General features: G+C 71.1%; 13 protein-coding genes and 3 pseudogenes. 13 read left to right on the top strand and 3 right to left on the bottom strand.

What is annotated here, in order from left to right:
- Nucleotides 1-63: 63 nt before the first annotated feature.
- The 9 genes and pseudogenes from JXZ78_RS15900 (at nucleotide 64) to JXZ78_RS15940 (ending at nucleotide 16,220) form a co-directional block, all read left to right on the top strand.
- Complete coding sequence (locus JXZ78_RS15900) at nucleotides 64-1,155, top strand: PucR family transcriptional regulator (RefSeq protein ID WP_030021243.1); 1,092 nt, start codon at nucleotides 64-66, stop codon at nucleotides 1,153-1,155.
- Nucleotides 1,156-1,343: 188 nt separating this feature from the next.
- The gene (locus JXZ78_RS15905; RefSeq protein WP_030021244.1) at nucleotides 1,344-1,946 is read left to right on the top strand and encodes a hypothetical protein; all 603 of its coding nucleotides are present in this window, start codon (nucleotides 1,344-1,346) and stop codon (nucleotides 1,944-1,946) included.
- 208 nt (nucleotides 1,947-2,154) lie between these two features.
- Entirely contained in the window at nucleotides 2,155-4,164 is a 2,010-nt protein-coding gene (locus JXZ78_RS15910; protein WP_030021245.1) for a flotillin family protein, read from the top strand.
- Nucleotides 4,165-4,386: 222 nt separating this feature from the next.
- Nucleotides 4,387-9,408 (top strand): annotated as a pseudogene (locus JXZ78_RS15915) (DNA repair ATPase).
- A 275-nt stretch (nucleotides 9,409-9,683) separates the two neighbouring features.
- Complete coding sequence (locus JXZ78_RS15920; protein ID WP_030021246.1) at nucleotides 9,684-11,735, top strand: APC family permease; 2,052 nt, start codon at nucleotides 9,684-9,686, stop codon at nucleotides 11,733-11,735.
- 218 nt (nucleotides 11,736-11,953) lie between these two features.
- The gene (locus JXZ78_RS15925) at nucleotides 11,954-13,282 is read left to right on the top strand and encodes a class I SAM-dependent RNA methyltransferase (protein WP_030025074.1); all 1,329 of its coding nucleotides are present in this window, start codon (nucleotides 11,954-11,956) and stop codon (nucleotides 13,280-13,282) included.
- 304 nt (nucleotides 13,283-13,586) lie between these two features.
- A complete protein-coding gene (locus JXZ78_RS15930) occupies nucleotides 13,587-13,778 on the top strand; it encodes a hypothetical protein (RefSeq protein ID WP_030025076.1) in 192 nt (63 codons plus the stop codon).
- A gap of 649 nt (nucleotides 13,779-14,427) precedes the next feature.
- Nucleotides 14,428-14,631: a cold-shock protein gene (locus tag JXZ78_RS15935; protein ID WP_030025078.1), complete on the top strand. Its 204-nt coding sequence runs from the start codon at nucleotides 14,428-14,430 to the stop codon at nucleotides 14,629-14,631.
- A gap of 1,405 nt (nucleotides 14,632-16,036) precedes the next feature.
- Nucleotides 16,037-16,220: pseudogene (locus JXZ78_RS15940) on the top strand (hypothetical protein).
- Nucleotides 16,221-16,246: 26 nt separating this feature from the next.
- On the opposite strand, the gene JXZ78_RS15945 reads toward JXZ78_RS15940, so the two are convergent.
- Entirely contained in the window at nucleotides 16,247-16,708 is a 462-nt protein-coding gene (locus JXZ78_RS15945) for a hypothetical protein (RefSeq protein WP_238783139.1), read from the bottom strand.
- A gap of 383 nt (nucleotides 16,709-17,091) precedes the next feature.
- On the opposite strand from JXZ78_RS15945, the pseudogene JXZ78_RS15950 reads away from it, so the two are divergent.
- The 3 genes and pseudogenes from JXZ78_RS15950 to JXZ78_RS15960 form a co-directional block, all read left to right on the top strand.
- Nucleotides 17,092-17,278 (top strand): annotated as a pseudogene (locus JXZ78_RS15950) (transposase); the annotation flags it as partial.
- Between the two features lie 130 nt (nucleotides 17,279-17,408).
- Nucleotides 17,409-18,134, top strand: a complete 726-nt coding sequence (locus JXZ78_RS15955) for an SDR family NAD(P)-dependent oxidoreductase (RefSeq protein ID WP_030025081.1) — start codon at nucleotides 17,409-17,411, stop codon at nucleotides 18,132-18,134.
- 84 nt (nucleotides 18,135-18,218) lie between these two features.
- Nucleotides 18,219-18,725, top strand: coding sequence for a DinB family protein (locus tag JXZ78_RS15960; protein WP_238783140.1), 507 nt, complete (start codon nucleotides 18,219-18,221; stop codon nucleotides 18,723-18,725).
- An 80-nt stretch (nucleotides 18,726-18,805) separates the two neighbouring features.
- Here the strand turns inward: JXZ78_RS15960 and JXZ78_RS15965 are convergent, their stop codons facing one another.
- Nucleotides 18,806-19,282 carry a DUF6194 family protein gene (locus JXZ78_RS15965; protein WP_030025086.1) on the bottom strand — a complete coding sequence of 159 codons (477 nt, stop codon included), beginning with the start codon at nucleotides 19,280-19,282 and terminating at the stop codon, nucleotides 18,806-18,808.
- Between the two features lie 63 nt (nucleotides 19,283-19,345).
- Between JXZ78_RS15965 and JXZ78_RS15970 the strand changes: the two genes are divergently transcribed.
- Nucleotides 19,346-20,071, top strand: a complete 726-nt coding sequence (locus JXZ78_RS15970; RefSeq protein WP_078624737.1) for a MerR family transcriptional regulator — start codon at nucleotides 19,346-19,348, stop codon at nucleotides 20,069-20,071.
- A 615-nt stretch (nucleotides 20,072-20,686) separates the two neighbouring features.
- Here the strand turns inward: JXZ78_RS15970 and JXZ78_RS15975 are convergent.
- Nucleotides 20,687-21,418 carry a dienelactone hydrolase family protein gene (locus JXZ78_RS15975; RefSeq protein WP_030025088.1) on the bottom strand — a complete coding sequence of 244 codons (732 nt, stop codon included), beginning with the start codon at nucleotides 21,416-21,418 and terminating at the stop codon, nucleotides 20,687-20,689.
- Nucleotides 21,419-21,755 lie beyond the last annotated feature (337 nt).

A 21,755-nucleotide genomic window follows, 5' to 3' on the forward strand; every position in this document is an offset into this window, starting at 1 on the left:
GCTCCGAAGGCGGGGCGGTGCACGGCGCGACGGCAGGGAGTGCGGACGGTGAAGGACGGCGGAATGTCCCCGGAATACCTGGAGGGCTACACCACCCTCCTCGCCGAGGTGTCCGACACCGGGCGACTGCCCCGGCGCGCGGAGCTGGACGCGCTGCGGGAACTGGGGGAGCGGGCCGCCGAGTCGGGGCAGGGCCTGCGCGAACTGGTCGGGCTCTTCCTGGGGGAGACACGGCGGGTCTGGGGCACGCTGCCCGGGGTGGCGCGGGCGGCCGGCGCGGCGGAGCGGGCCCACACCGGCGACGCCGTGCTGGGCGCGGTGGACGCCGCCATCGCCGCGTTCGGGGAAGGCCACGAGCGTGCGCAGCGGCTGGCCGTACGCCAGGAGGAGGCCGCGCGGCGCGAGTTCGTCGACGACCTGCTGTACGGGCGCAGCGACCTGGGCCGGCTGGCCGAGCGCGCCGAACGGTTCGGGCTGCGGCTGGCCCACGAGCACGCCGTCGCCGTGGCCGAGGGCGACGAGCCCTTCGACGACATCCACCCGGTCGCCCGCCGGGTCGAACGCGAACTGCTCGGGCGGTTCGGTGACCGCGACGTCCTGATCACCACCAAGGAGGGCCGGCTGATCTGCGTCGGCGCGAGCCGCGAGCGTACGGTGCTGGACGCCTTCGCCACGTACGCGCGCTGGCCCGACGTGGGCCGGCCCGGCGCGCGGCGGGTCGCCATCGGCCGGGTGCACTCCGGCGCGGGCGGGGTGGTGCACTCGTACGAGGAGGCGCTGGGCGCGCTGGAACTGGCCGAGCAGCTGGAGCTGGACGAACCGGTGCTGCGCGCCGCCGACCTGCTGGTCTTCCCCGTCCTGCTGCGCGACCGCGCCGCCATGGCCGACCTCGTCCACACGGTCCTCGGGCCGCTGACGCAGTCGCGCGGCGGGGCCGGCCCGCTGCTGGAGACGATCGGGGCGCTCGCGGCGTCCGGGTACGTCAACGCCGAGGCCGCCCGCCGGCTGAAGGTGAGCGTGCGCACCCTGTCGTACCGCCTGGCGCGGATCAAGTTCCTGACCGGCTACGACCCGGCCGACGGCCTCCAGCGCTTCACCCTGGAGACGGCGGCGATGGGCGCGCGGCTGCTGGGCTGGCCGGACAAGCCGCTGTAGGGCGCGAACAGGGGGACAACCGGCCGGTGCCTCTACCGGCCGGCCACCCCCGGCGGCAAGACCGTGCCCCGTTAACAGGTCATCAGGAACGCATAAAGATTGCCGGGATCCGGCAATGTGCGGACCCCCGCGGCCCTGCCACGATCTAGGAACCGGCAGGAACACACGCGAACGGGGGACGGACGGCCATGGGTGACTTCGCAGCGTTCACACGAGCCGCGCTCGCCTTCCCGGCCGTGTTCTTCTCCTTCGCGCTGCTGGTCGTGGCCGCCTACTGGCTGCTGGTGCTGCTCGGCGGGGCAGGTGTCGACATCCTCGACGGGGGTGAGGGTGTCGACGGCGGCTCCGCCGGCTCCGCCGGGCTGCCCGTGACGGTCACCCTCTCGCTCGGCGTGCTGATCGCCTGGGCCGTGTCCCTGGCCGGTGCCGCGCTGACCGAGAGCCTGCCGCTGCGCGCCGCCGCACTGGTGCTCGCGCTGCTCGCGGCCTGGGCCGGCACCCGCGTCGCGGTGCGCCTGGCCCGCCGCCTGCTGCCTCCAGAACGGGTGGCCTCGCGTGAGGACTTCGTGGGCCGGGTGTGCGTCGTCCGCACCGGCCGGGTCTCGTCCGACTTCGGCCAGGCCGAGGTGCGCGCCGACGACGGATCGACGGCCGTGGTCCAGGTCCGTACGGAGGAGGCCGGCCTCACCGCCGGCAGCAGCGCGCTGATCTTCGACTACGACGCCGACGGCGAGTTCTTCCGGGTCGCGCCCTTCGACGCCGCCCTGGACCCGTACGGACCGGCCGTCTGACGACGGACCGGCCACCGGCGGAACCGATCCACCACCGACCGGCCACCGACGGGGCCGACCGACCACCGACCGGGCCTGACCGGCCGCCGACTGGTTCTGACCGACCACCGGCCGGGCCCGACCGACCACCGACCGGAGCGCACCGCGGCCCCGAAGCCGCCCTCCGCGCCCGTCGACTGCCCGACACACCGCAGGGACTGATGTACCGATGGATGCCATCACCGTAGGAATCGGCGTGACCGTCGCCGTGGCCGTACTGATCGTGCTCGTCACGGTCCTCGCCCTGACCCGCCTCTACCGCAAGGTCCACCAGGGCCAGGCCCTGATCGTCTCCAAGTACCGCAAGGTCGACGTGACCTTCACCGGCTCGGTGGTGCTGCCGGTGCTGCACAAGGCCGAGGTGATGGACATCTCGGTGAAGACCATCGAGATCGGGCGCACCGGCCACGAGGGCCTGATCTGCAAGGACAACATCCGCGCCGACATCCGCATCGCCTTCTTCGTACGGGTCAACAAGACCCGTGAGGACGTGGTCAAGGTCGCCCAGGCCATCGGCACCGAGCGCGCCAGCGACGTCGGCACGCTCCAGGAGCTGTTCAACGCCAAGTTCTCCGAGGCCCTCAAGACCGTCGGCAAGCAGCTCGACTTCCAGGACCTCTACACCATGCGCGACGAGTTCCGGGACCGCATCATCGCCGTCATCGGCACCGACCTCAACGGCTACAGCCTGGAGGACGCGGCGATCGACTACCTGGAGCAGACCCCGCTGGACCAGCTCGACTCCGCCAACATCCTCGACGCGCAGGGCATCCGCAAGATCACCGAGCTGACCGCGATCGAGCACGTCCGCACCAACGAGTACCGGCGCCACGAGGAGAAGGAGATCACCCGGCAGAACGTCGACGCCCGGGAGGCCGTCCTGGAGCTGGAGCGCCGGCAGGCCGACGCCGAGATCCGCCAGCAGCGCGAGATCGCGACCGTACGCGCCAAGGAGGAGGCCGAGACGGCCCGCGTGCAGGCCGAGGAGCGGCTGCGCTCGCACTCCGCGCACCTGAAGACCGAGGAGGCGCTCGGCATCCAGAACGAGAACCGCGAGCGCGAGGTCGCGGTGGCGCAGAAGAACCGCGAACGCGTCATCGCCATCGAGAACGAGCGCATCGAGAAGGACCGCCTCCTGGAGGTCATCGCCCGCGAGCGGGAGACCCAGCTGACCCGGATCGCCGCCGACAAGGAGGTCGAGGCCGAGAAGCGGGAGATCGCGGACGTCGTACGGGAGCGGATCGCGGTCGAGAAGACCGTCGCCGCCCAGGAGGAGGAGATCAAGAAGCTGCGTACGGTCGAGGAGGCCGAGCGCGAGCGCCAGGCGCTGGTCATCCGCGCCGAGGCCGAGGCCCAGCAGCGGCTGGTCAAGGACATCAAGGCGGCCGAGGCCGCCGAGCAGTCCGCCGCCCACCGCGCCGCCGAGGCGCTGACGCTGGCCGAGGGCCGGCGCAAGGCCGCCGACCTGGACGCCCAGGCCAAGATCCGGCTCGCCGAGGGCACCCAGGCCGAGGCGGCGGCCGCCGGACTGGCCGAGGTCAAGGTACGGGAGATGAACGCGGCCGCCGTCGAGAAGGCCGGCCGGGCCGAGGCGGAGGCGGCCGAGGCGCTGCTCAAGGCCGAGGCGGCCGGGCTCACCGAGAAGGCCGCGGCGATGGCGGCGCTGGACGCGGCGAGCCGGGAGCACGAGGAGTACCGGCTGCGGGTCGCGGCCGACAAGGAGGTCCGCCTCGCGGGCCTGGACGCCCAGCGGCAGATCGCCGAAGTGCAGGCGAAGGTGCTGGCCACCGGCCTGGAGAACGCGAAGATCGACATCGTCGGCGGGGACAGCGTCTTCTTCGACCGGCTGGCCGGCTCGATCGGCGCCGCCAAGGGCCTGGACGCGCTGGTCGAGCGCTCCGAGACGGTCCGCACGGCCGCCGGCCCCTGGCTGGACAAGAACGAGTCCACCTTCACCAAGGACCTGACCACCATGCTCGGCGGACTCGGCGCGGCCGGGCTGCGCGACCTGACCCTGGCGGGAGCCCTGACCAAGCTCATCGACCGGGGCGGCCCGCAGTCCGGACAGCTCCGGAGCCTGCTGGACGCCGCACACGCCAACGGCCTGGCGGACACCCGGATCGCCGAGGCGGTCGCGGCTCCGGCGCCGGCCAACGGTGCGGCGGTGGCGGCGAAGTAGCCGCCGCCCGGGCGGGACGGGCCGTGGGGGAGTGCTTCCGGGGGGATGCACTGCCTCGCGGTCCGGCCCGCTAAGGGCAAAACGGCTGCGTACGGGACGTACTCATCCCGTACGCAGCCACGACTCAGAAGTGACAACTGGTGGACGGCGAGCGCGCGCAGGCGGGCGCGGGGCCGGGCGGGCCGGGACTCGGTCCGCGCGCAGTGACAGGAGAGGCATCTCGTGCAGGACGACCTCGTGAAGGAAACCGGTGCCCGCCACGGCCACGGCCCCGAAGGCCCCGACGGCCCCCCACAGCAGGACACCGCGCACGGCACCGACCTCGCCGACGGCACGTACGAGCTGCTGCGCGACCGCCTCGCGGCCGCCGCCGCCGACCTCGCCGACCGGGCCCGTACCCTCAACGCCCGCCGCGTCGAGACCTTCGGCGGCACCGAACTCGCCCTCCTCGGCACCGACGGCCTGCGCACCGCCGACGCCTGTGTGATCCGGGACGTCGCGCAGGTCGGCGGCCTGCTGCTGACCGGCCGCAACGGCCGTCCCGAACCCGGCGCGCCCGCGACCACCGTCGCGGACGTCTTCGCCCTGCACCGCCTGCACACCACCGGCGACGCCGTACGCCTCGAACCGGCGGAGCCCGGCGCCGTGCCCGGTCTCCTCGACGACCCGCGCTTCCAGCGGGACTTCGAGGAGCTGTACCGCTACTACCGCCAGGCCCGGCTGCTGCGGCTGTACCGCACCGGCGCCCTGCTGCTCGCCGTCTTCCGTACCGGCGAGCGGCTCGACGACATCCGCGTGCTCCGCTGGAAGATCACCGCGTCCGGCGATGCGGCGGAGCACGGCGCGCCCGTCTATCTGGACGCCAAGGGCGAACGCGACCACATCGCCCCGCCCTCCCACGACTTCACGTGGACCCCCGCCACCCGCGAGGACCACGTGACCGGCCGCTACCCGCAACTGTCCGTCCAGGGCGAGGTCTTCCTCTCGACCGCCGGCGGCTCGCTCACCCTCAAGACCGAGCCGGACACGGAGACGGACGACGGTCTGTAATCCGAGCCGGTGGACGAGCCCCTGCAGTCCCTCGCCGACGCCGAGGTCGCGCACGCCCGGGTCGGGCCGCTGGTCCTGCTGCGCGTCCGCCCGTACAAGGAGACCGCCGACCGGTACCTGGTCTTCAACACCCGCACCCACGACGTGCGCCGGATCGACGCGATCGGGCAGGCCTGCCGCGCGCTGCCCGAGGACCAGGGCATCGTCTTCCCCGGCGGCCACTACCTCACCACCGGCACCACCAGAACCTTCGACACCGACACCACCGGCCTCGCCTTCGACCGCGAACACCGTTCCCCGAACGGCGAGGACGTCCTCTACGCGTTCCACGACCGCGCCGAAGGCCGCGCCCTGCTCCTCCCGTACAACATCGTCCGCGAGGAGGCCGCCGCCCCGCTGACCGCGTACGGCCACGCGCTCCTCGACGACGGCACCCTGGCCGTACTGCGCGGCTCCCGCGAGCCCGGCAGCGTCCACCCCGTCCAGATCTGGCGCACCCCCTTCACCTCCGACGCGCACGCCGCGGCACAGCCGCCCGGCGACGGCGGCCCGCTGGCCCGGATCGGCAACGCCGAACTGGTACGCGGCGTGTCCGACGCGCTCTCGGTCGCCCGGATGGCCACCGACATGGCCCCGGCGGGCCCGGTGTTCGAGGCCGTCGCCACCGCGGCCGCCCGGGTCGCGGACCGCCACCACTGGCTGGACGAGAACGGGCTCGGCGCGCTCGGCGAGCCCCTGGCAGCCGTACGGGCCGCCGCCCTCCAGGTCGTCGAGGAGTTCGCGCGCGTCACCGAACTGCGCCGCCAGGCCGCCGCCGCACTGGAGGACGCCGTGGAGCGCACCACCGCCCTGGTGCGGCGGATCCGCGGCGAGCAGCCCGCGACCGCCGAAGCCTGGGTCCGCAACCTCACCGCGCTCCGCCACGCCCAGGGCCGCCTGGAGACCCTGCGCGAGACCCGCCACATCGACCTCGACCGCCTCGCGGAACTCTCCGCGGGCGTCACCGACGGCCTGGCCGCCGCCGGACGCCGGGCCATCGCCTTCCTCAGCGGCGCGGACGCCTTCACCGCCACCCACCGCGCCGTCGAGGCCCTGACCGAGGAAGCCGCCGCGGTGGCCACCGCGGCCGACGCCGACCCGCTCGCCGCGCGCATCGACGAACAGGCCGAAGGGCTGCGCGTCGTCACCGAGGTCGTCGGCACCCTCGACCTCGCGGACACGACCGTACGGACCGCCGTCCTGACCCGCGCGGGCGAGGTGCTCGGCGCCGTCAACCGCGCCCGCGCCACCCTGGAGGCCCGGCGTCGCGACCTGCTCGAAGCCGAGGGACGCGAGGAGTTCGCGGCCCGGTTCGCGCTGCTCGGACAGGCCGTCTCGGGCGCACTGGCCGCGGCCGGCACCCCCGAGGAGTGCGACGACGAACTCGGCCGCCTCCTCCTGCAACTGGAGAACCTCGAAGCGCGCTTCGGCATGTCCGACGCCCACCTGGAGCGGATCGCCGCCCAGCGCGAGGAGATCCACGAAGCCTTCTCCGCACGCAAACAGGCCCAGCTCGACGCACGCGCCCGGCACACCGACCGGCTCGCCGGCTCCGCCGGACGCGTCCTCGCCACCGTCGTCCGCCGGGCCGCCGCCCTCACCACCCCCGACGAGATCAACGCCTTCTTCGCCGCCGACCCGCTCGTCACGAAGATCCACACCACCACCGGCGAACTGCGCGACCTCGGCGACGGCGTCCGCGCCGACGAACTCGACGGACGCCTGCGCGCCGCCCGCCAGGAGGTGGCCCGCGCCCTGCGCGACCGCACCGATCTCTACGACACCACCGGCACCATCCGGCTCGGCCGCCACCGCTTCGCCGTCAACACCCAGCCCGTCGACCTCACCCTGGTCCCGCACGGCGACCACCTCGCGTACGCCGTCACCGGCACCGACTACCGCGCGCCCGTCCACGACGCGGGGCTGCCGGCCCACCGCGCCTTCTGGGACCAGCCGCTGGTCTCCGAATCGCCGGAGGTCTACCGGGCGGAGCACTTGGCGGCGCTGATCCTGGCGGGGGCGGAGGAAGGCGCGGGCACACGGGATGCCGACGCGCCGCTTCCGGACCTCGCCGCGCTCCGGGAGGCGGCCGCCACCGACACTCTCCTCCCGCTCGTCCGCCAGGTGGCCGAGACCCGCTACGACGAGGGGTACGACCGGGGTGTCCACGACCACGACGCCGCCGCGATCCTCGCCGTACTCCTGCGCCTGCACACCGCCGCCGGCCCGCTCCGCTACCCGCCGCACCTGCGCGCGGCCGCCCAGCTCTTCTGGGCGTACGGCACCGACGACCGCGCCCGCGCGCTGTGGACCACCCGCGCCTGCTCCCTCGCGCGCGCCCGGTCGGTGTTCGGCACACCGCCGGGGTGGAGCGCGCTCTCCGCCGAACTGGGCGGGGCGGCGTACGGATTCCTGCGGGAGGCGGGCGTGGAACTCGTCGGAGAGAAGGCCGACCCGTCGTCGCCCCTCGGCGACTACCTGATGGCCGAGCTGGCCGAACCGTCCGGGCTGCCCGGACCAGCCGCCGCCGATGGCCCCCGCTTCACCACCAGCACCGCCGCCCGCGACCTGCTGGCCGGATTCCAGGACGCCCTCGGCGGCCCCGACGCGCCCGCCGTCAAGGAACTCGCCGAGGACCTGCGCGCCCTCGACGGTGACCTGGCCGCCCGCCACCAGCTCGTCACCGGCTGGCTCGGCGCGTACGCCGAGGCGCGCGGTACCGCCGCGGACGCGCTGCCCGAAGCCGTCGCGATCGAGGTCTGCGGCCCGGCCCTGGGCCGCCGGGAGCTGACCGCTCCCACCGGCGACGAGGTACGCGGCCTGCTCGGCAGCCACCCGCGGATCGCCGCCGGCGGCACCCTCCCCGTACGGCTGGACGAGATGCTCGCCCGGACCGAAACGTTCCGCCGCACCCGCGTACCGGCGCACCGCGCCTACACCCGGCGCCGCACCGAACTCCTCGCCGCCGAACGCGACCGGCTGCGCCTGGACGCGTACCGCCCCCAGGTCATGTCCGGTTTCGTCCGCAACCGCCTCATCGACGAGGTCTACCTGCCGCTGATCGGCGACAACTTCGCCAAGCAGCTGGGGACGAGCACCGGACCGGGCGCCGCGGGGGAGCAGCGCCGCACCGACAGCCAGGGACTGCTCCTGCTGCTGTCGCCGCCGGGGTACGGCAAGACGACGCTCATGGAGTACGTGGCGGCCCGCCTCGGCCTCCTCCTGGTGAAGGTGGACGGCCCGGCCCTCGGGCACCGCACCACCTCGCTCGACCCCGCCGCGGCCCCCGACGCCGCCGCCCGCCGCGAGGTCGAGAAGATCTCCTTCGCGCTGGAGGCGGGCAGCAATGTCCTCCTCTACCTCGACGACATCCAGCACACCTCGCCGGAACTGCTCCAGAAGTTCATCCCGCTGTGCGATGCCCAGCGCCGGATGGACGGGGTACGGGACGGCGAGGCCCGTACGTACGACCTGCGCGGCAAGCGCTTCGCGGTGTGCATGGCGGGCAACCCGTACACCGAGTCGGGACAGCGCTTCCGGCTGCCGGACATGCTCGCCAACCGTGCCGATGTCTGGAACCTCGGCGACGTCCTGAGCGGCAAGGAAGCGCTCTTCGCCCACTCGCACATCGAGAACGCGCTGCCGGCCAACCCGGTCCTCGCCCCGCTCGCCGCCCGCGACCGCGCCGACCTCGGACTGCTGGTCCGGATGGCGGAGGGGGACGACTCCGTACGCGCCGACCGGCTTGCCCACCCCTACGGCACGGCCGAACTGCGGGAGATCGTCTCCGTACTGCGCGGCCTGCTCCGGGTCCGCGAGGTGGCGCTGACCGTCAACCGCGCCTACATCGCCTCCGCCGCACAGGCGGACGCCACCCGTACCGAGCCGCCGTTCCTCCTCCAGGGGTCGTACCGCAACACCGGCAAGATAGCGGCGCGCCTCGTTCCCGTCATGAACGACGCGGAGCTGGTGTCGCTCATCGACGATCACTACCGGGGCGAGGCGCAGACCCTCACCACCGGTGCCGAGGCCAACCTCCTGAAGCTGGCCGAGCTGCGCGGCCGTCTCACCCCCGAGCAGGCGCGGCGATGGGCCGAGGTGAAAGAGATGTGGAGGTCGCGGGAGGGCCGCGAACGGTCAGGGGCCAAGTCATAGGCCCGGCCCCTGCCACTGCCCCCGCCCGTTAAGAAAGCGTAGAAATCCGAGGCGCCGGACAGCGGCCTTTACGAAGTCATGGAAAAGCCGTGGCGTTAAGAAGTCGTAGAGAAGAAGAAGGGGGCGGGGAGCGCCGGTCCGGGTTGTGCAGGCACGATGAAAGGGCTGGTGGCCGCCGCGGCCGCGGAATACGGTCCCGGCATACGGACCCATCGCGGCCGTCCGCACGGGTGGCGGGTGGGCGACCACCTTGACGAAGGCTTAGCATCCTCTGCGTGTCCAAACTGACCGACGTGCCCAAACGGATCCTTATCGGGCGCGCACTGCGCAGCGACAAGCTCGGAGAAACCCTTCTCCCCAAGCGCATCGCGCTCCCCGTGTTCGCCTCCGACCCGCTCTCGTCCGTGGCCTACGCCCCGGGCGAGGTGCTGCTCGTCCTGTCCGTCGCGGGTGTGTCGGCGTACCACTTCAGCCCCTGGATCGCGGTCGCGGTCGTGGTGCTGATGTTCACGGTCGTGGCGTCCTACCGGCAGAATGTGCACGCCTACCCGAGCGGTGGCGGCGATTACGAGGTCGCCAACACCAACCTCGGGCCCAAGGCCGGGCTCACCGTCGCCAGTGCCCTGCTGGTCGATTACGTGCTGACCGTCGCCGTCTCCATCTCCTCCGGAGTGGAAAACCTCGGCTCGGCGATCCCCTTCGTCACCGAGCACAAAACGCTCTGCGCCATCGTCATGATCGCGCTGCTGACGGTGATGAACCTGCGCGGCGTCAAGGAGTCCGGCAAACTCTTCGCGATTCCGACGTACATCTTCGTGGCCGGCGTCTTCATCATGATCATTTGGGGCGTGGTGCGCGGCGCGATCATGGGCGACACCATGAAGGCGCCCACCGCCGACTTCACCATCCACGCCGAACAGGGCGGCCTGGCCGGCTTCGCCCTCGTCTTCCTCCTGCTGCGCGCCTTCTCCTCCGGCTGCGCCGCGCTCACCGGCGTCGAGGCGATCTCCAACGGTGTCCCCGCCTTCCGCAAGCCCAAGTCGAAGAACGCCGCCACCACCCTGGCGCTCATGGGCGGCCTGGCCGTCACCATGTTCTGCGGCATCATCGGCCTGGCCATGGCCACCGACGTGAAGATGGCCGAGACCCCGGCCAAGGACCTGCTGCACAACGGCGTCCCGGTCGGCTCCGGCTACGTCCAGAACCCGGTCATCTCGCAGGTCGCCGCCGCGGTCTTCGGCGACGGCACGTTCTTCTTCGTCGTGCTCGCCGCCGCCACCGCCCTGGTCCTCTTCCTCGCCGCGAACACCGCGTACAACGGCTTCCCGCTGCTCGGCTCGATCCTCGCCCAGGACCGCTACCTGCCGCGCCAGCTGCACACCCGCGGCGACCGGCTGGCCTTCTCCAACGGCATCGTGCTGCTCGCCGGCGCGGCCATCGTCCTCGTCTACATCTACGGCGCGGACTCCACCCGCCTGATCCAGCTCTACATCGTCGGCGTCTTCGTCTCCTTCACGCTCAGCCAGGTCGGCATGGTCCGCCACTGGAACCGCCACCTGCGGACCGAGAAGGACCCGGCCAAGCGCCGCCGGATGCACCGCTCCCGGGCGATCAACGCCTTCGGCGCCACCCTCACCGGCCTGGTGCTCGTCGTCGTGCTGCTGACAAAGTTCAGCCACGGCGCCTGGGTCGCGGTCCTCGGCATGGTCATCTTCTACGTCACCATGACCGCCATCCGCCGCCACTACGACCGGGTCGCCGAGGAGATCGCCGCCGAGGACGCCCCCGGCGACGAGGCCGTACGGCCCTCCCGCGTGCACTCCGTCGTCCTCGTCTCCAAGGTCCACAAGCCCACCTTGCGCGCCCTGAGCTACGCCAAGCTGATGCGCTCGGGCACCCTGGAGGCGGTCAGCGTCGACGTCGACCCCGCCGAGACCAAGGCCCTGAAGACGGAGTGGGAACGCCGCAACATCGACGTCCCCCTGAAGGTCCTCGCCTCCCCCTACCGCGAGATCACCCGCCCGATCATCGACTACGTCAAGTCCCTGCGCCGGGAGAGCCCGCGCGACGCCGTCTCCGTCTACATCCCGGAGTACGTCGTCGGCCACTGGTACGAACACCTTCTCCACAACCAGAGCGCCCTGCGCCTCAAGGGCCGCCTGCTCTTCACGCCCGGCGTCATGGTCACCTCCGTCCCCTGGCAGCTCGACTCCTCCGAAGCCGCCAAGCGCCGCGCCCGCAAGCGCGCCGAGTGGAACGCGCCGGGGGCGGTACGGCGGGGCCCGGTCGCCCAGCCGAAGAAGGAGAAGGCGGCTACGCGCAAGTAACACCTGCCTGCCGCCCGGGCCCGGACCTGCCACCTGGCGGATCCGGGCCCTCGTGCCACCGCACCCGCCTCCTCCCTCTCCTCCTTCCCTCCCTCCCCCCTCCCTCCCCCCTCCCTCTCCCTCCCGGTTCGGACTCCGCCCGCCCGACCCGTAGACTTGCAGGTCGGCATCAGCCCCTCCGCCCTCTTCTTCCGTCCCACCTCAGGAGCCCTCCCACCATGCAGACAGAACCCAAGAAGTCGCTGGTAGGCGAGGAGTACGAGGTCGAGGTCGGCCCCGTCGCGCACGGCGGCCACTGCATCGCCCGAACGGACGAGGGCCAGGTCCTCTTCGTCCGGCACGCCCTCCCCGGCGAACGCGTCATCGCCCGCGTCACCGACGGCGAAGAAGGCGCCCGCTTCCTGCGCACCGACGCCGTGGAGATCCTCACCCCGTCCAAGGACCGCGTCGAGGCCCCCTGCCCCTTCTCCGGCCCCGGCAAGTGCGGCGGCTGCGACTGGCAGCACGCCGCCCCCGGCGCCCAGCGCCGCCTGAAGGCCGAGGTCATCACCGAGCAGCTGTCCCGCCTGGCCGGCCTCACCCCCGAGGAGGCCCGCTGGGACGGCACCGTCGAACCGGCCCCCGGCGACAAGGTCCCCAAGGGCGAGGTCCCGGCCTGGCGCACCCGCGTCCAGTACGCCATCGACCCCGAAGGCCGGGTGGGCCTCCGCAAGCACCGCTCGCACGACATCCAGCCCGTCGACCACTGCCTCATCGCGGCCCCTGGCGTCTCCGAACTCGGCATCGAAAAGCGCGACTGGCCCCAGATCGCCACCGTCGAGGCCATCGCCGCCACCGGCTCGAACGACCGCCAGGTCGTCCTGACCCCCCGCCCCGGTGGCCGCCTCCCCATCGTCGAACTCGACAAGCCCGTCTCGGTCCTCCGCGTCCACGAGAAGGACGGCGGCATCCACCGCGTCCACGGCCGCCCCTTCGTCCGCGAACGCGCCGCCGACCGCACCTGGCGCGTCGGCAACAGCGGCTTCTGGCAGGTCCACCCCAAGGCCGCCGACCTCCTGGTCGAAGCCGTCATGCAGGGCCTGATGCCGAAGAAGGGCGACATGGCCCTCGACCTCTACTGCGGCGTCGGCCTCTTCGCCGGCGCCCTCGCCGACCGCGTAGGCGACAAGGGCGCCGTCCTCGGCATCGAGTCCAGCAAGCGCGCGGTCGAAGACGCCCGCCACAACCTCCAGGACCTCGACCGCGTCCGCATCGAACACGGCAAGGTCGAAACAATCCTCCCGCGCACGGGAATCTCGGACGTGGACCTGATCGTCCTGGACCCGCCGCGCGCGGGAGCCGGACGCCAGACGGTCGCTCATCTCGCTTCGCTGGGCGCGCGACGCATCGCTTACGTGGCCTGCGACCCGGCGGCGCTGGCCCGCGATGTGAAGTACTTCGCGGGGGAGGGGTACGTGCCGCGGAGGATGCGGGCGTTCGATCTGTTTCCGGTTACGCATCATGTGGAGTGTGTTGTCATCCTTGAGAGAGCGGCAAAAGGCTTCTGACCTGCGGTTTTGTGTGTGCGCATTATGTGCAATATGGGCGTTACGCGCGATATCTTGACGCTGAAATGACGCTCGTGACGCTCATTTGACGCTCGTCCTGATGGGTCGTCAGGTTCTTTCTCGGGCAGCTCAGGCCATGTCAAGATGGCCAGCATCCACGGGGCGCCGAGTGCAGACGTATTGAGTCCTGCTGATCAGATGACCCGGAAGGGACCAGTGAATGCGGTGACCTGCCATGGCGAGTGGCTGACTGCTGCTGACCTGCGCGAATGACCTTTCAGCTGTTTCGCATTCGTGCCGGTTGATGGGGCTGGAAGTCCCAGAGGGCTCCCACCCGCTGACGGGAGCCGCCGGCCTGTCCGCCGACCGGGTGCACAACATGCTGGTGTGCGTGGACGAAGCGGCGGCCAATGCCCTACGTCGCAGCGTAGGCTCCGGCAGCTGCCGGGTGTGGACGACCTGCACCGAGGTCTTCTGCCAGGTCACCGACCCGTAGGGAACACTGAACACCGCACTGGCCGGGTACCTGCCGCCGGTCACCGTCACCCTGGACGGACGCGGGCTATGGATCATCCGGCAGCTCAGCGACGCCGCCGAAACGCGCACCACCCGGCACGGCACCACGATACGTCTGCGTATGAACCGATGGCTGAAGAAGGCAAGGAGCTGAACGTTCCACGGCGTGGATGATCGCGGCCTGCCTGGCCCGGACAGCATCACCCCCGGCCCCACCGTGGCCCTGACGGTCCGGCTGACGCACACAGCGGTGGCCAAGACCAAGGACGCCGGGGCGGTGGCCGGTGCCCGAGCTCTCGGAAGGCATCTCGGGCGTCGGCTTCGGGACGCTGCTTGCTCCCGCCTCCGTGCCCCCGCGGCCGGCGGACTGCCGTTCGCGACACCAGACTGTACGGCGGCGTCCGAAGGCATCTCAGGTCTGTCGCTTCGTGGCGCAGAGCCTGGTGTGGCCATTTCGCGAAGACGGAGGAAGGCGCTTTCGTGCGGCGGTGTGTCCGTATACCGTCACGGTCTGCCGTCGTTGCGACGATGTGTCCGCGGGCCCTGTCCTGGTGGCGTGCTGCTCGTGACGTCGGCAGTCGTCCGGGGCGCCGCGAGGGCGGGGCTCGTTGTGAGTTTTCGGAGGATGTATGGCCAGCGAGCCCGTCAAGTGGTTCAACGCGGAAAAGGGCTTCGGTTTCATCGCCCAGAAGGGCGGCGGGCCGGATGTCTTCGCCCACTACTCGGCGATCAACGCCACCGGCTACCGTGAGCTCTTCGAGGGCCAGGCCGTGACCTTGGACATCACCCAGGGCGCCAAGGGGCCGCAGGCGGAGAACAGCACCCTGTCCTGAACCGCGCCCAGGGCTGCGCGGCAGCGATGTGCTGTGCGTAGAGCGGCCTGGCTACCCGTCAGAAGACCTGGCTGTATGCCCGTTGGATGGCCGGAAAGCGGCCGGTGTGTTCTGGAGACTCGTGGCAGGCTGCGGGATGCTCCTTCGAGCAGGCGGTCGCCGCCAGGCGGCGGCGACCGAGGTGCGAGGACGGCTTCCCCCGGCCCGTCCTCGCACCCACCACTCTTCGGCCGAGGCCGGGCCATGCGGCGCCTGCGCGGCCGGGACATGTGCCGGTGTGGGGCTGGCACGCGGGCTGTCGGCGGTTCGCTGTGGAACGGCCGCCCGGAACCGGGGCCCGGGATGCCGGGGCAGCCTGACCGGCTGCGGGGATATGGCGACCGGCTCCCCGCATCATAGGCATGCGGGGGAACCGCGCGGCGTGATCAGAGCATGGTGAAGCTGCCCCAAGGCCGGGCTCAGCCGTACCGGTGGTGTTCCGCTTCCGTCCACTCGAAGAGTGAAGATGAGCCGATGCTGTTGCCGCGCTTGGTCGTGCTGCGTGAAGAATCCGGTCGCAGGGCGGCGGCTGAGTGGGGACCCGCTTGGCTGTGCCGCCGTCCGGCACGGCAGCTCCCTGCGTTCGGACCAGCAGACGGGGAGCCGCCGCCGGCACGCCGCTATCGTCCGTGCCGTCACTCTTGCCATGCGTCCAGCGGGGGGCCAGGTCCGGGTGGTACGGACCATACGGTAAAGACTCCGGCGTGACCTGAAGAACCGGTGCCGAACGGCGGGGGGCGGAGGACAGTGGAGGCAGACGGCGGCCGCCTCATCGGTCGGGCGGCCGCCGTGCCCGGGCACGGCTCCTCTCCGTGTCCCGGTCCGGGCCGCTGGGCCGGGGTGGCGGGAGGACCCCGGTGCGGCGGCGGACAGCCGGATCCGTGCGTCCGCTGCGAAGTACGGATCCGGCGGACTGAAATGCGCCGACGGAGCAATGCAGCCCGCGATCGTGTGGCCAGCCGGGGTCCAGGGCAGGGCCGCATTCCAGGTTAGGACTGCCGGTCGCCGGGTTCAACGGTGCGCCGTGCCGCGAGGCCGGCGCCATCGTCATCAGTACGGCACTACGCCGCCTGGACCAAGTGAAGACGCCCGGCGCTCGCGCCCTCTGGAGCGCCGCCTGGGATGGGGGCGACGTTGTTCTGCCACGGCTGCCGCTGCGTGCGCCGAGGCCGGGCAGCGGCAGTGATGACGAGGCCGCCGCTGGCCGAACGGCTTCGTTCGCCGGTGCAGCATCACCCGAGTGAAACACGTGCCGTGCTGCTTGTACTGGTCAGTGGGTCGTTGGGCGCAGACACGGGGTGTGGGAGTGGTGTGTGCGGGTGCCGGGCTGGCCTACAGTACGGACTTCGACGGGTCGTAGCCGGGTCTGCGGCCGGGCGGTGCGTACGCGGAGCTGGTGGGCGGACCCGCTGGGCGGCCTGCTGCTCGACATCACCGGCTGGACGCCGCAGGAGGTGGCCACCGGGGCCGCGCTGATGACGGAGCTCGGGCAGTTCGACGCTGACGGCCGGGCGCTGTGCTGGTCCCGGCCGGAAGGCGCGGGGCGGTGAGGGCGGTGCCCCTGAAGCAGGGTTGGTCACGAGCACATGGGCAGGCCGGAGGCGGGGTCCTGATGCGTGCTTACGTCCACCGCTGGAACATTGCCCCAGTAGTCCTCGTCCTCGAAGTGCGTCCAGTACCAGATGTCGTTGCCTCCGGAGTGAGGCAATCCATGCCCCCAGCACGAATACCGGCTGGAGGTGCCGGTGAGTGTGTGGATGACCTCGGACCGGTAGTCGCGTTGGCGGTACAACTTGACCCCTGCCTTGTCGCCCGGGCAGTACAGGACCTTGGAGCGGACCTCGCACTCGGCGGCCTGGGCGGCCCGGCTGGTGGCCGAGGTGTCTGGCCGGCCACCAGGCGTGCTGTGCCCGGGAGATGATGCGGCAGGAGTCGCTTTCTGCGGCGTTCCGTCGCTGACCGCACCCCCGCTGCCGCCCAGCGCGGAAGTGGCGGCGCTGATCACGCCGAACGCTCCTCCGCCGACGGTCGTGATCACAGCTGCGACTAGAGCGACTTTGCTGGTCTCGGCCAGTCCGCCGAACCACTCTTTGGCCCGGCGCAGGCGTGATCGCTGCCGGGGTGAAGGCACTGGTCCGGAGCCCGGGCTCGGGATTGGGTTCGGGTCGCTACCCGGAGACGGCGGTGCCGAGGACAACGAAACCACCTGGCCTTTCCATTGGCTGGTCGGGCTCAAGGCAGTAGGGGACTCGGCGAGGTTGGGCGTACGGGTACGTTCCGATGTGGTCATCCGGGAAACCTGGCCGGGGGGCCAGCGCTTGACGTCGTCGCGAGGGCGCTCACCCCGCCAGGACCTGGAGGAACGGGAGCGCCTGCTGTGCGAGCAGGCGGTCATCGCGGTGAGCGCGCCGGTCGTGCAGCCGCCCCGGCGGCAAACGCCATGTGATCGTCGATCGCCCACGGCACCCCGCTTGCCGTAGCACTGGCCGGCGGTATCCGGCACGACGTCACCCAGCTCATCCCGTTCGTTGATGCGGTTCCGTGCATCCGTGGCCGCCACGGCCGTCCTCGCCACAAGCCGAAGTGTCTGTCCGCCGACCGCGGCTACGGCTTCCGTCATACCGGGCCTGTCCGGCGGATCACGTAGGCGAAGGCCGTTGAGCGGGAGCTGTGGCGCCAGTAGGTTCGAAGGTCCTACATCATCTTCTCGCCGGCGTGGAGGAACAGTGTTCAAAGGCATGACGGCCGTCGTTACGGGTGGGTCCCGGGGGATCGGCCGGGCGATTGTGGAACGCCTGTGCCGTGACGGGGCTGACGTGGTCTTCAACTACGCCACCAGCGAGGAAGCCGCGGCCGATGTCGTCCGCGCCGTTGAGGCGGACGGGGGCAAGGTGCGGGCGGTGTGCCTTGACCTGAAGGAGCCGGACGCGCCTGAGCGGCTGATGGAAGCCGCACAGGCGCATCTCGGCGGCCTGGACATTCTGGTCAACAACGCGGCGGTGGCCTTCAGCCCGGCCCCGCTCGCCCAGACCGAGGTGGAGGTGTTCGACAGCGTGATAGCGGTCAACGCCAGGCCGGTCTTCCTGACGATGCGTTACGCGGCCAGGCAGATGCGCGACGGCGGGCGGATCGTGAACATCTCCACCATGAACACCGTGCGTCCCGTGCCGGGTATCGGGCCGTACGCCGCCAGCAAGGGTGCGGTCGAGCAGCTGACCGCGGTCGCCGCCCGGGAGCTCGGGCCACGGGGTATCACGGTCAACACTGTCTCTCCCGGCGCGACCGACACGGAAATGCTCCGGAGCGCCAATCCCCCGGAGGCGCTCCAGGCGGTCGCCGGCATGACGCCTCTCGGCCGCCTCGGGAAGGCGTCCGACGTGGCCGCTGTCGTCGCGTTCCTCGCGGGTCCGGAGGGCAGGTGGATCACCGGCCAGAACCTGCGGGCGACGGGCGGACTGGCCTGAGTCCGGCTCGCGGCCCGGTGCCGCGGCCGGGTCCGCCGGTAAATGTCTCGACATCAGGCACGGTGATCGGGGACGCTTCGCGCGATGAACAGAATCGACGACACACCGCCCGCGTGGGACGAGCGCACCCAGCTCACCACCTTCCTCGACTACACACGGGAGAGCGCCCGCGCCAAATGCGAGGGAGTCTCCGCGGAGAACGCTCGCAAGGCGCTCCTTCCGGGCTCACCGCTGATGACCGTGAGCGGAGTGATCAACCATCTGCGCTGGGTCGAGTACTACTGGTTCCAGGTGGTCTTCCTCGGCGAGGAAGACCGGGCCCCCATGACGGACGAGGACCCCGACCGCGAAATGCGGATCGCCATCGACTTCCCGCTCACGCAGCTGCTCGACGAATACGCCGAACAAAGCGCCCGCTACCGCGAACTGGTCACCAACAACGACCTGGACCAGCAGGCCGAGGGAACCATCCGCAACGGCCTCCACGTCGACCTGCGCTGGATCCTCCTCCACCTCACCGAGGAGACCGCCCGCCACAACGGCCACCTGGACATCCTGCGCGAGATGCTCGACGGCACGACCGGCCGATAGATCCGGCGAAGATCACGGGCGGAGCCGAAGCCGGATCGAGTCGGCTTCATGGCCGGAATGCGGCGAGAAGCCAAGGCCCTTCACCGCGTGGTTGATTCAGTGCGTCGCTCATGGCGTGAGCGTGCGAAGTGATGGGCCACGCGCAGCAGCTCACGTGTTGACGCTTCGGTGCGCTCGCCCGGATTCACCACTGCCAGCCAGCCGGCGGTGCCGTAGACGGGGTGCGCCATCACGGTGTCGGTGGCGCTGGGGTCGACCTCGGCGGAGGCTGGTTCGCGTGGCGCGTGACCGGTCCACTGGGTGAAGGCTTCCTTTCCGGCGGCGATATTCACGCGGAAGGTGTCCGGCCGGTCCAGACGCGATGCTTCGTCGCCCGGGTAGTTCTTGGTCACGACTGTCGCGAACGGTTGGGCCGCCGTCGGGGTGGCGCCGTCAGGCGCGTAGTAGAAGAACGTGTCACCCCAGCTGATGTCCGGCGTGCCGTCGCCGGGGGCGGGCCTGATGGTCAGGACGCCGTCGAGGCCGCCCATGAAGCTGATGATCTCGTCGATGGTCATGTGCTCTAGCGTTGCATTGAAGTGCTTGTGGAGACTTGGAGGCCGAGATGGAGAGGTGTGAGGATGCCAAGTCTCAAATCAGGTGAAATGCGTACCGCTGATGTCGCACGGCACGTCGGATGCTCCGTTCAACAAGTCCGCAATCTTGAGCGCGACGGCGTGCTTCCGCCCGTGACGCGCACGGCCACGGGCTACCGGATCTACACAGAGGTGCACCTGCACTCCGCACGGGCCTACCGAGCCCTCGCCGCGGGTGTGGGACCGGTCGAGGCCAAGAAGATCACTCGGGCCTTCCACCAGGTGCCCATCGCGCAGGCGCTGGCCCTTCTCGACACGGCGCACGCCCGGCTGGATGCGGAGCGCGCGGCACTGAGGCAGGCCGAGGAAGCCGCCCAGGCGATCTCCAGCGAGCCGATCGAAGACGTGCACGCATCGGACTCGATGAGCGTCTGCGAACTCGCTGCCGCCCTCGGTGTGCGCCCTTCGACGTTGCGGCACTGGCACGCGGAGGCTCTCGTCATCCCGGACCGCGACTCCGTGCGCGGAACGCGGCGCTACACACCGGCTCAGGTGCGGGACGCACGGATCGTTCACCAACTGCGCAAGGCCGGATACCGCATCACCCCCCTTCGGGCCCTCATGCCGCAGCTGCGGCGCACCCGCCGATCGCAGGATGTCGTCGCGGCGCTTGCTGCCAGGGACGCCAGCATCACGGCTCGATCCCGAGCACTCCTCGACGGTGCCACCGCACTCAGTGCGGTGCTCTCCATTCACAGTCAAACGGTCTGATCCGGAATGGGTGCGGCTCGCATCCCCTTCAGAGGAGCCGCGCCCAACTTCGCTGGCGCACCGCTGTCCGCCAGCGCCTTCACTGTCAGCGGATGTCGGATCCCCGGCAACCACATCGTCGTCGATGCGGCCAAGCTCTCCTCGATTCACTTGTCCACCCCGGGCTGATCCGGTGCCGTCGGGCCCTTCGTCCCGCGGACACCGTTGACTTCGTCTCCGAATGCGAGAGGCAGCGTGCCGGCCTCGGCCAACTGGCCACCGTCCCGTCCGGTACGCCTCACAGCCCCGGACGGGCCCAGGCCCGGCACCGTCCAGTTCTCAGGGCACGGCCAATGCAGGTCGTTACCGGCCCGCGGTCGGCAGGCCGCCTTAAGTGGCCGTTGCTGCCGGGGAATCGGCGGTGCCTCGTTCACGCGAACCGAGAGCGCCGGTGCGCAGGCCGGGCGGCAATCGAAGCTCGGCAGAGATCGAGCAGTTCATGACTCCAGGCAGCGTGGGCCCCCGCCGAAAGTTCGGCGAGGGCCCACATGAGGAGTGCTGCGGAGGGCCTGTCCTTGATGAGCGGCATCCCGGCCGGCATCCGCTACCGTCTGTTGCCGGTCTGGCAGCCCGGCGTTACTTCAGATGCCGTGTGAAGAACTGGGCCGCGGCGTCCCCCGCGTACTGCGGGACGCCGGTGTGCCCGCCCATATGGGCGTGCAGGGACTTCTCCTCGGAGCTGAAGGCGTCGAACAGGTCCAGGGCCGCCTGCCGGTCGTTGCCTTCGTCGTCCCACTGCAGCAGCACGTGCAGCGGAATGGTGACCCGGCCGGCCTCCGCGAACATGGCGCGAGGCACGAGACTCCCGGCGAACAGAACAGCTGCCGCGATACGCGGCTCGGCCACTGCCAGCCGGACGCCGATGGAGATCACGCCCCCCGAGTACCCGACCGGGCCGCCGATCCCGGGCAGCGACAGGAGGGCGTCCAGGGCGGCCTGCCATTCCGGGACCGCCTTGTCGGCCAGCGGGAGGATGAGGGCGTCGACGGTCTCGTCGCTGACCGGCTCGCCGGCCTCCATCGCCCGGCGAAGGTCAGCGCGGGCCTGCTCGGCGGCGGGCCAACGGGGCCGGTCGCCGCTTCCGGGAAGCTCGATGGTGGCCGTGGCGAAGCCGCCCGCCGCACAGTGCCGGGCCCGTCCCACCAGCCGGGGGTACATCTTGCGCAGCCCGCCGGGGTGGCCGAGCAGGATCAGCGGCACCGGTGCGGATACGGACACAGGAGTCCACAGGATGCCGGGGACCTCGCCCAGGGTGAATGCGCGTTCGAGGACGCCGCCGTCGAGACGCTGTTCCGAAGAGAAATGCATGGTCGTGCCTTTCGGGAGTGCACTGGAACGGTGCTCCCGGACGACCTAACGTCCGACCGTGACCCCGGAGGAGAGCACCCATGTCGATACTGCGTTCACGGGTACCACCTCCTCGATCTCTCGCACGGCCATTGGAAATGTAGCAGGGGCCGCCCACATCCGCCGAACGGTTTTTCGGAGCCCCATGGCCAGGTCACCCCCGGGGTCGCTATACAGAGTTACTCGGAGTCGCCGCGGTTCCCGAGCGGTGGCAATGTAGGGGCGGAGCGCGCGGATGCTGGCATTCCTCATGGACATCGGGCACGACGCACCGTCGGCGTCCCTCGCATTCGCATAG

Source organism: Streptomyces monomycini (genome assembly GCF_022271435.1).
In the GTDB taxonomy this organism is placed as follows: Bacteria; Actinomycetota; Actinomycetes; order Streptomycetales; family Streptomycetaceae; genus Streptomyces; species Streptomyces monomycini.